Source organism: Nocardioides sp. (assembly GCF_025964975.1).
In the GTDB taxonomy this organism is placed as follows: Bacteria; Actinomycetota; Actinomycetes; order Propionibacteriales; family Nocardioidaceae; genus Nocardioides.
The window spans coordinates 1-9,082 of sequence record NZ_JAOPXV010000238.1 but is presented as its reverse complement, the minus strand read 5'-3'; the positions used below and the strand labels follow the sequence as shown (position 1 = coordinate 9,082).

Genomic DNA, 9,082 nt, shown 5'->3' with positions numbered 1-9,082 from the left:
ACCGAGGATCCCAATTTCGAAGCAGGAAATTTGTCCTCACTCTGGGGCGTCACGACATGATCGGATCGATGGGCCGCGTCGGCGCGGCCGGGGACAACGCGGCCATGGAGAGCTTCTTCTCGCTGCTCCAAAAGAACGTCCTGGACCGCCGCACCTGGGCAACCCGAGAAGACCTCCGAATCGCCATCGTGACCTGGATCGAACGGACCTATCACCGACGCCGCCGGCAAGACCGCCTCGGCAGATTGACCCCAGTTGAGTTCGAGATAATCATGACCACGCCAGCCAGTCAGGCTGCGTGACTAACCACTGTCACCTGATCGTGCAGCAGACCCGGTCGCTGCTCGTGACTGGCACATCACGCGTGGCGAGCCTCGCGTCGCACGGCTGATGGACCGCGACGCGCCACGGCGGCTGGGGCCACGGCCCTGACCACCAAGAGCTCGGGAGGCTGGTTCGACCTCGGCATGGCGACCAACGCCGACAAGGGGTCCAACACCAAACCGTCGCCAGGCGCACCGGGGAACTTCACCCGCGATGCTGCCGGCTGAACACACGTTCATCGGTTTGACCTGCCGACGCTCACGGCACAAGCGGTTCACCTGAGACACGCACAAACGCCCCCGGACGACCGAAGTTGTCCGGGGGCGTTTCCGCAGGTCAGCGAAGGCTGACTCAGATGTCGTAGTACAGCTCGAACTCGTGCGGGTGCGGGCGGAGCTGCACCGGCAGGATCTCCTGCGTGCGCTTGTAGTCGATCCAGGTCTCGATCAGGTCGGGGGTGAAGACGTTGCCGACCGTGAGGAACTCGTGGTCCCTCTCCAGGTTGTCCAGCACCGCGTTGAGCGAGGTGGGCACCTGGTCGATGTCGGCCATCTCGTCCGGCGGCAGCTCGTAGATGTCCTTGTCGATGGGCGCGGGCGGCTCGATCTTGTTCTGGATGCCATCGATGCCGGCGAGCAGCAGCGCCGAGAAGGCGAGGTAGGGGTTCGCCGAGGGGTCGGGGCAGCGGAACTCGATGCGCTTGGCCTTCGGGTTGGCACCCGTGATCGGGATGCGCACGCAGGCTGACCGGTTGCGCTGGGAGTAGACCAGCGAGATCGGCGCCTCGAAGCCCGGCACCAGACGGTGGTAGGAGTTCACCGTCGGGTTGGTGAAGGCCAGCAGCGACGGGGCGTGCTTCAGGATGCCGCCGATGTAGTGACGGGCCATGTCCGACAGGCCGCCGTACCCCGTCTCGTCGTAGAACAGGGGCTCGCCCTCGTTCCAGATCGACTGGTGCACGTGCATGCCCGAGCCGTTGTCACCGAAGATCGGCTTCGGCATGAAGGTCGCGGTCTTGTTGTTGCGCCAGGCGACGTTCTTGACGATGTACTTGAACTTCATCACGTCGTCGGCCGCCTTGAGCAGCTCGTCGAACTTGTAGTTGATCTCCGCCTGGCCGGCGGTGCCGACCTCGTGGTGGGCACGCTCGACGTGGAGGCCCGACTTCTCGAGCTCGATGACCATCTCGTCACGCAGCTCGCCGAAGTGGTCGTACGGCGCCACCGGGAAGTAGCCGCCCTTGTACTTCACCTTGTAGCCGCGGTTGGGGCTCTCCTCGGTGCCCGCGACTCCGGTGTTCCAGGCGCCCGCCTCGGAGTCGATGTGGTAGAAACCCGCGTTCTGGCTGGTCTCGAACCTCACGCTGTCGAAGACGTAGAACTCGGCCTCGGGGGCGAAGAACGCCTTGTCACCGATGCCGGTGCTGGCGAGGTAGGCCATCGCCTTCTTGGCGATGTTGCGTGGGTCCCGCGAGTAGGGCTCGCCGGTGATCGGGTCGTGGATGAAGAAGTTCACGACCAGGGTCTTGGAGACCCGGAAGGGGTCGATGTAGGCGGTGGTCGGGTCCGGGAAGAGCTGCATGTCGGACTCGTGGATCGCCTGGAAGCCGCGGATCGAGGACCCGTCGAAGCCGAGGCCGTCGTCGAAGACGGACTGGTCGAACGACGACACCGGGACCGTGAAGTGCTGCATCACGCCGGGCAGGTCGCAGAATCGCACGTCGACCATCTCGACACGCTCGTCCTTGATGTACTTGAGCAGGTCTTCGCTGTTCTTGAACATGCATCCTCCTGGGCCGACCGCGAGGGCGGGCCGAAGTCTTCACTGACACTGGTTCGGCGCGACGCTGCGCCGGATCACCGCGAACCTAGGCGGCCGCGGTTTCTTGACCGTATCCCGATTGTTTCGCGCGTGTAACAGGTGGCTCGTCCTGTGGAGCCGGTCGTTACTGTCGAGCTCATGTGTCTTCCGCTCCCCGCCCTCGTCCGTCCCCTCCTCGTGGGCGCGGTCGTCGCAGCCCTGGCCGGCTGCAGCGGTGACTCCGCGACGGAGAAGGGCGACGCCGCGGCGTACGACAACGCGGACGTCGTCGCGGGGATGACCGATGCCGCTGCCGAGCAGGACTCGGTCCGTCTCACCCTCGGCACGAAGCAGTCGCCCGACGACATCGCGATCGACACGACCTGGGGGAGCGAGCCGGCCTTCCGCGCGCTGACCGGCGGCGATCCGGCCCAGCAGATCGACGTACGCCGCGTGGGGGACCGGGTCTACCTCGGCGGGGAACTCGTCGGCCACCAGTGGACCTACCTCGACATCGACGACCCTCGACTGGCCGACCCGGAGAGCGGCTTCGACGCCGGCCCGGTGCCGACCCTGCTGGACATCGACGTCGTGGGCGACCTTGAGGCGTTGGAGTCGGCGGTCACCGAGGCAGAAGCCGAGGGCCGCGAGGAGATCGACGGGGTGGGGAGCGAGCGCTACACGCTGACCGTCGACTCCCAAGCATGGTTCGACGGGCTGGGCGAGGACTCGATGTATCGCGCGATGGACCTGCCCGAGACCGTCACGATGGACCTGTACGTCGACGACGACTCGCTCCCGGTGCGGCTGGCCTACGAGGTGCCCGGCCAGGACGGAGCATCGGCGCAGATCGGGTTCTCGACGTGGGGGACCCCGGTCGAGGTGACCGAGCCCGCGCGCGCGAAGCCCGTCTCCTAGGCTGCTGCAGTGATCGAGACCGCTTCCTGGACGCGCCGGCTGGGGGCGATCATCGTCGACTGGACCGCGTGCACCCTCGTCGTGGTGTTCGTGATGGGCCCGGCACGCTGGTCCGACGACCCACTCGCGGGGTTCTACGCCTCAGGCGTCTTCGTGCTCGAGTCCGCCCTGTTCACCGCGCTCCTCGGGGGATCCTTCGGCAAGCTCGCCACTCGGCTGCGGGTGATTCGGGAAGACGGGCCTGGCCGGCCGATCGAGCTGATCCCGGCACTGGTCCGGAGCATCCTGGTCGCGCTGGTGGTGCCGCCGCTCATCTTCCGCCCCGACGGGCGCGGGCTGCACGACATGGCGGTCAAGACCCGGACCGTACGCCTGGCCGGCCTGCGTCGCCCCGCCGACGGGTGAGCGGCGCGCAGGGGGACTGGTCGCGGCCACGTGAGCGGTTTGAGCGGTTCGTAGCCCCCATTCCGCTGCTCGCGAACGTGGCTCACTCACCGCGGGGACGGGGTCGTACGGCGTGGCGCTGCCCAGCGGTGTCACAGCCACGTGTGCGGCCTACGACGTGTGGCTCACGCACCGCTGCGAACAGGCGGCCGAGCGGCGCGGGACTCAGCGACCGCGCTGCTGACCGCGCATGCCCTTGGTGGGCATCGGGCCCTTCGGCATCGGCACGGCCGGGCGGTGGGCGTCGATGGCCTTGAGGCGGTTGAGGACGTCGGTCATGTCGGCGCCCTTGAGGTGGCGACCGAGCTTCGTGACGTGCTTGACCAGCTTGTCGAGCGGCACCTGGCCCTCACCCCTGCCGCAGACGACCTCGTGGATCGGGGTCTCGGGCAGCACGCGCTCGTGCTTGCGGCGCTCGGTGGCGAGCAGCGTCTTGATCCGCTGGGGGTGGCCTTCGCCGACGAGCACGATCCCGGGCGGGCCGACGACCCGGTGCACGATGTCCTGCTGCTTGTTGAAGCCGACCACGGGGTCGGTCTTCCAGCCGCGGCGCAGCATCTGCAGCGCGGAGGCTGCGGCACCCGGCTGGCCCTCCAGTTGGCCGAACGCAGCCGCCTGGGCCCGACGGCCGAAGACGAGGGTCGCGGCGAGGAGACCGAAGAGGAGGGCGCCGACGATGGCGAGTATGAGCGAGATCGGCCCGTCGCCCGGCAGGAACCAGATGACGGCGAAGCCGACCAAGGCGCCCAGCACGAAGGCGCCGAGGGTGAACAGACCGATGCGGGGGTCAGTCTTCTTGGCCATCCGGTAGGTCTGGACGAGCTGCTGACGTCGCTTGGTGGGCGGAGTGGCGGGGGTCGACATGGCGTGCCTTTGACTAAGGGGTCGGGCGGGTGATCAGACGGGTCAGGCGGGGACGACGGCGTCGTCGCGGGCGTCCCTGCTCTCGAGCGCCTGACGGTACAACCGACCGGCGCGGTAGGACGAACGGACCAGGGGACCCGACAGTGCACCGGAGAAGCCGATCTGGTCGGCCTCGTCCTTGAGCTCGACGAACTCCTGCGGCTTGACCCAGCGCTCGACCGGGTGGTGGCGCAGCGACGGGCGGAGGTACTGCGTGATGGTGATCAGCTCGCAGCCCGCGCCGTGCAGGTCGCGCAGCGCCTGGCTGACCTCCTCGCGGGTCTCGCCCATGCCGAGGATCAGGTTGGACTTGGTCACCAGACCGAAGTCACGGGCCTGGGTGATCACGTCGAGGGAGCGCTCGTAGCGGAAGGCGGGTCGGATCCGCTTGAAGATGCGCGGGACCGTCTCCACGTTGTGGGCCAGCACCTCGGGACGGGACTCGAAGACCTCGCGCAGCAGGTGCGGTTCCCCGTTGAAGTCGGGGATGAGGTTCTCAACGCCGGTGCCGGGGTTGAGCTCATGGATCGCGCGCACCGTCTCGGCGTACAACCAGGCGCCACCGTCGGGCAGGTCGTCGCGAGCGACACCGGTGATGGTGGCGTACTTGAGCCCCATCTTCTGCACCGACTCGGCAACGCGGCGCGGCTCGTCACGGTCGAGGGGCTGCGGCTTGCCGGTGTCGATCTGGCAGAAGTCGCAACGGCGGGTGCACTGGTCACCACCGATGAGGAAGGTGGCTTCCTTGTCCTCCCAGCACTCGAAGATGTTGGGGCACCCCGCCGACTGGCACACCGTGTGCAGCCCTTCGGACTGCACGAGGTTCTTGAGCGCCGTGTATTCCGGGCCCATCTTGGCCCGGGTCTTGATCCACTCCGGCTTGCGCTCGATCGGCGTCTCCGAGTTGCGGATCTCGAGGCGGAGCAGCTTGCGGCCTTCGGGCACGGGGGCGGTCACGCCGCCACTCTACGCCGGGGGTAAGGGGCCCCCAACTCGACTGCCCCTTGCACGAACGCGGCCGCTCACGGGACGTCGCGACGCTGGGTGGACCACAGGGAGAGGAGTACGGCGACCACCACGATCACCGCCAGATAGAGGCCGCCCTCCGTGGCGGACACGGTGCGCATGCAGTCGCCGGTGGGCATGCCGTCGGCGGCATAGACGCACGCCGAGTCGTCGTAGTAGTCGAAGCCGCCGAGGACGTAGGCGAAGAAGTTCGTCGGGAGCAACCAACGGGTGGCGCGCGAACCGAGGACGCCGATGATGAGCAACGAGCCGGTGATGGAGACCCCGAACATCAACGACAACGTCGCCACCGTGCTGCGGAACAGCATGGTGAGCGCGTAGCCGAGCAGTCCGGCCACCGCGATCGCCAGCACGCCCCGTGCCTGGGCCGTGGACACCGCCGCGAGGGACAGCCAGGTCGAGGTCGTTCACCGCAACGCGCGTACCACCGCGGCCGCTGAACTCCTGGCGCAGACCGGTGGTCTCGATCACCAGGTCGCCACTGGTCGTGCTCCCCACGATGCTCCCCCCCGGCATCACCGTGACGCCTCCCGTGCCCGCTGACTGTGGCAGGGGTCTGCCCCGCGCGACGGGTGCCGCGCCGAGCCGCTCAGCGACCGGGCGTGACCAGCGCGATGCGGGGAGCGCGGCCGGGCTCGGGACGTGCGTCGTAGTCCGGCGTGGCGGTATAGGGATGCCAGGCGAGGTACGTCGACAGGTGCTTCTCCACCACTGGCAGGACCTCGCTCACCGCCACGTCCCGCTCGAGCTCGCGACTGAGCGACGTGACGCCGGCGTCGGCGATCCCGCAGGGCACGAAACGGTCGTACCACCCGAGGTCGACGTCGCAGTTGATGGCGAACCCGTGCATCGTCACGCCGCGGCTGACCCGGATGCCGATCGCGGCGATCTTGCGCTCGGGGCCTCGCTCGTCCGCCCGTAGCCAGACGCCACTGCGCCCCGGCACCCGCGCCACCGTGACGCCGAAGTCGGTGCACACCGCGATCAGGGCCTCCTCGACGCGGCGGACGTAGTCGACGACCTTGACGTGGTCCGGCAGCCTCACGATCGGGTAGCCGACGAGCTGTCCGGGACCGTGGAAGGTGATCTTGCCGCCGCGGTCGACGTCGATGACCCGGGCGCCGCCCGGGTCCAGCGGCCGCTCGTGCGGCTCGGTGCGCTTGCCGGCGGTGAAGACGGGCGGGTGCTCGAGCAGGAGGACGGTGTCGTCACGTGTGCCCGTCACGACCTCGGCGTGCACCTCGCGCTGGAGATCCCAGGCGGCCAGGTAGTCCACGGCGTCCGCGCCTACCCCGGCGACCACGTAGCTCGGCATGGCACGAGACTACGCCTGGGGTGGCTCCGGTCGGCCTGTGGATGACGAAGGACGCGCCGTCGCGATCTGCGGCACCGTGGACGGATGGACCCGCGACGACTCCTTCCCTACCTCCTCGCCCTGACCGTCTGTGCCGTGCTGGCCACCGGTGACCTCGTCCTCCTCACCCAGCACCCGGCTGCCCCTCCGCAGCCCGTGTCCGCAGCCGCCCCCGCGACCCCCCGGGACGTCTTGGCCGCCTGGGACTCGCGCCGGGCCGAGGCCTGGGCCACGGGCGACGTCGAGGCGTTGCGCGAGCTCTACGTCGCTGGTTCGCCCACCGGCCGGGCCGACGTGCGCATGCTTTCGGCGTACGTCGCCCGCGGACTCCACGTCGAGGGACTCACCACCCAGGTGCTCGCCTGGCGGGTGGTTGACGAGGCGCCGGACGCGCTCACCATCCGGGTGACCGATCGGGTCGTCGGGGGAGCGGTGGTCGGGGAGGGCACGAGCACCCTGTTGCCGCGGGACCGGGCGAGCACCCGCACGATGGTCCTGCGACGCGTCGACGGCGACTGGCGGATGTGGGCGGTGCGTGAGCGGACGTGATCAGGCGAGAGCCGCGGCCAGCACCTCACGCACGTCCACGTCCTTGAAGTCGTAGCCGGCCCGCTCCAGCGCTGCGGGTCGTACGTTCAGCGAGCCGAGGAGCTCCGAGGACATGCGCCCTGCCGTCACCTTGAGGACCGGGCCGGGGGCGACCAGGAAGGCTCGGCGCTTCACGGCCGCAGCGAGGGTCTTGGTGAACTCGCTGTTGGTCGGGGTCTCGGGGCAGCACAGGTTGAACTCGCCCGACACGTCGCGGGACTCGGCGAGGTAGGACACGGCACCCACCCAGTCGCGCAGCGAGATGATGGGGAAGAACTGCCGTCCATCGCCGATTCGGGCTCCGAGGCCCAGGGAGAACAGGGTCTTGAGCTCCTTGAGGGGCGAGGAGCTGCGGTCCATCACCGGTGCGGTGCGCAGGACGCAGACCCGGGCGCCGGCCTTGGCGGCGGGCTCCGCTGCTGCCTGCCACTCGCGGGCGACGGTCGTGAGGAAGGCGTCCCCCCGGCTGTCGGAGTCCTCGGTGAGCTGCTGGGTGCCGTGGTCGCCGTACCAGCTGATGCCGTTGCCGGCCAGGAACGCCGGGGGGCGTTCAACGCGGCCGACCGCACGGGCGAGCACGTCGGTGGTCGTCACGCGGCTCTCCAGCACCTCCTGGGCGCGCTTGGACGAGTGCGGGTTGCCGGCGACATTGACGCCGGCGAGGTTGACCACGACGTCCGAGCGGTCGATGACGGACTGGTCGACCTCGCCGGCGTAGGGATCCCAGCGCGACTCGCGGCTGGAGGCCGCTGCCCGTCGGACCAGGTGGGTGACGTCGTGGCCGCCGACCCGGAGGTGTTCGGTCAGGTGGGTGCCGAGGAACCCGGATCCTCCGGCGATGACGACGCGCATGAGTCCACCTCATCACACCGGCAAAACGACGGCCCCGGCTGCGAGAACGCAACCAGGGCCGTCCTGAGGTCAGTCGTGGAGGGGATCAGACCTCGAAGGCTCCACTCTCGAGGCGGGCCTTGACGGCCGCCAGGAAGCGGCCTGCGTCGGCCCCGTCGACGAGGCGGTGGTCGTAGGTGAGTGAGAGGTAGACCATGTGGCGGATGGCGATCGTCTCGCCCAGGTTGGGATCGTCGATGACGACCGGCCGCTTGACGACGGCGCCCGGGCCGAGGATGGCGACCTGCGGCTTGTTGATGATCGGGGTGTCGAACAGCGCGCCGAAGGAGCCCAGGTTGGTGATCGTGAACGTGCCACCGGAGAGCTCGTCAGGACCGATCTTGTTGGTCCGGGTGCGCTCGGCGACGTCGGCGATCTTCTTGGCCAGGCCGGCGATCGACAGGTCGCCGGCGTCCTTGACGACGGGGGTGAGAAGCCCCTTCTCGGTGTCCACCGCGAACGCGATGTTCTCGCGGTCGTAATAGGTGACCTTGCCGGCGTCGGCGTCGATCGCGGCGTTGAGCTTCGGGTGCTCCTTGAGGGTGTCGATCGCTGCCTTGGCGAAGAACGGCAGGTAGGTCAGCTTGACCCCCTCGCGTGCCAGGAACTCCGCCTTCACGCTCTCCCGCAGGCGGGCGATGGTGGTCACGTCGACCTCCATGACCTGGGTGAGCTGGGCGCCGGTCTGCAGCGAGTCGACCATGCGCTCGGCGATGATCTTGCGCAACCGTGACAGGTCGGCGGTGGTGCCGCGCAGGTTGGACTGCGAGCCGCCGGGCGTGGCCGGGCGCGGGGCCGCTGCGGCGGGTGCCGCAGCGGCAGCGGCAGCGGCAG

Annotated in this window: 11 protein-coding genes; 4 read left to right on the top strand and 7 right to left on the bottom strand. The window is 68.9% G+C overall.

Annotated features, from left to right (window positions below):
* A partial coding sequence (locus tag JWN68_RS19190; protein ID WP_297741993.1) for an integrase core domain-containing protein occupies positions 1–302 on the top strand: 302 nt, incomplete at its 5' end.
* 373 nt (positions 303–675) lie between these two features.
* Here the strand turns inward: JWN68_RS19190 and glnA are convergent.
* Complete coding sequence (glnA, locus tag JWN68_RS19185) at positions 676–2,106, bottom strand: type I glutamate--ammonia ligase (RefSeq protein ID WP_297741991.1); 1,431 nt, start codon at positions 2,104–2,106, stop codon at positions 676–678.
* A 177-nt stretch (positions 2,107–2,283) separates the two neighbouring features.
* Between glnA and JWN68_RS19180 the strand changes: the two genes are divergently transcribed.
* Both JWN68_RS19180 and JWN68_RS19175 read left to right on the top strand, forming a co-directional pair.
* Positions 2,284–3,042, top strand: coding sequence for an LppX_LprAFG lipoprotein (locus JWN68_RS19180; RefSeq protein ID WP_297741989.1), 759 nt, complete (start codon positions 2,284–2,286; stop codon positions 3,040–3,042).
* A 9-nt stretch (positions 3,043–3,051) separates the two neighbouring features.
* Complete coding sequence (locus tag JWN68_RS19175) at positions 3,052–3,447, top strand: RDD family protein (protein WP_297741988.1); 396 nt, start codon at positions 3,052–3,054, stop codon at positions 3,445–3,447.
* 204 nt (positions 3,448–3,651) lie between these two features.
* Here the strand turns inward: JWN68_RS19175 and JWN68_RS19170 are convergent, their stop codons facing one another.
* The 4 genes from JWN68_RS19170 to lipB form a co-directional block, all read right to left on the bottom strand.
* The gene (locus tag JWN68_RS19170) at positions 3,652–4,350 is read right to left on the bottom strand and encodes a DUF4191 domain-containing protein (protein ID WP_297741986.1); all 699 of its coding nucleotides are present in this window, start codon (positions 4,348–4,350) and stop codon (positions 3,652–3,654) included.
* A 42-nt stretch (positions 4,351–4,392) separates the two neighbouring features.
* Positions 4,393–5,346: a lipoyl synthase gene (lipA, locus tag JWN68_RS19165; RefSeq protein ID WP_297741984.1), complete on the bottom strand. Its 954-nt coding sequence runs from the start codon at positions 5,344–5,346 to the stop codon at positions 4,393–4,395.
* A gap of 65 nt (positions 5,347–5,411) precedes the next feature.
* Positions 5,412–5,792: a hypothetical protein gene (locus JWN68_RS19160; RefSeq protein WP_297741982.1), complete on the bottom strand. Its 381-nt coding sequence runs from the start codon at positions 5,790–5,792 to the stop codon at positions 5,412–5,414.
* 212 nt (positions 5,793–6,004) lie between these two features.
* The gene (gene lipB / locus JWN68_RS19155) at positions 6,005–6,730 is read right to left on the bottom strand and encodes a lipoyl(octanoyl) transferase LipB (protein WP_297741981.1); all 726 of its coding nucleotides are present in this window, start codon (positions 6,728–6,730) and stop codon (positions 6,005–6,007) included.
* Positions 6,731–6,814: 84 nt separating this feature from the next.
* Between lipB and JWN68_RS19150 the strand changes: the two genes are divergently transcribed.
* On the top strand, positions 6,815–7,318 hold the full coding sequence (locus JWN68_RS19150) for a hypothetical protein (protein WP_297741978.1): 504 nt from the start codon (positions 6,815–6,817) through the stop codon (positions 7,316–7,318).
* Here the strand turns inward: JWN68_RS19150 and JWN68_RS19145 are convergent, their stop codons facing one another.
* Both JWN68_RS19145 and JWN68_RS19140 read right to left on the bottom strand, forming a co-directional pair.
* Complete coding sequence (locus JWN68_RS19145; RefSeq protein WP_297741976.1) at positions 7,319–8,209, bottom strand: TIGR01777 family oxidoreductase; 891 nt, start codon at positions 8,207–8,209, stop codon at positions 7,319–7,321.
* Between the two features lie 85 nt (positions 8,210–8,294).
* Positions 8,295–9,082: 2-oxo acid dehydrogenase subunit E2 (locus tag JWN68_RS19140; RefSeq protein WP_297741974.1), on the bottom strand; the 788-nt coding region annotated here is incomplete at its 5' end.

Bases quoted from the DNA above. Each gene is read 5' to 3' on its own strand.
- JWN68_RS19145 (WP_297741976.1), bottom strand. From the start codon at position 8,209: ATGCGCGTCGTCATCGCCGGAGGATCCGGGTTCCTCGGCACCCACCTG.
- lipB (WP_297741981.1), bottom strand. From the start codon at position 6,730: ATGCCGAGCTACGTGGTCGCCGGGGTAGGCGCGGACGCCGTGGACTAC.
- JWN68_RS19170 (WP_297741986.1), bottom strand. From the start codon at position 4,350: ATGTCGACCCCCGCCACTCCGCCCACCAAGCGACGTCAGCAGCTCGTC.
- JWN68_RS19180 (WP_297741989.1), top strand. From the start codon at position 2,284: ATGTGTCTTCCGCTCCCCGCCCTCGTCCGTCCCCTCCTCGTGGGCGCG.
- glnA (WP_297741991.1), bottom strand. From the start codon at position 2,106: ATGTTCAAGAACAGCGAAGACCTGCTCAAGTACATCAAGGACGAGCGT.
- JWN68_RS19150 (WP_297741978.1), top strand. From the start codon at position 6,815: ATGGACCCGCGACGACTCCTTCCCTACCTCCTCGCCCTGACCGTCTGT.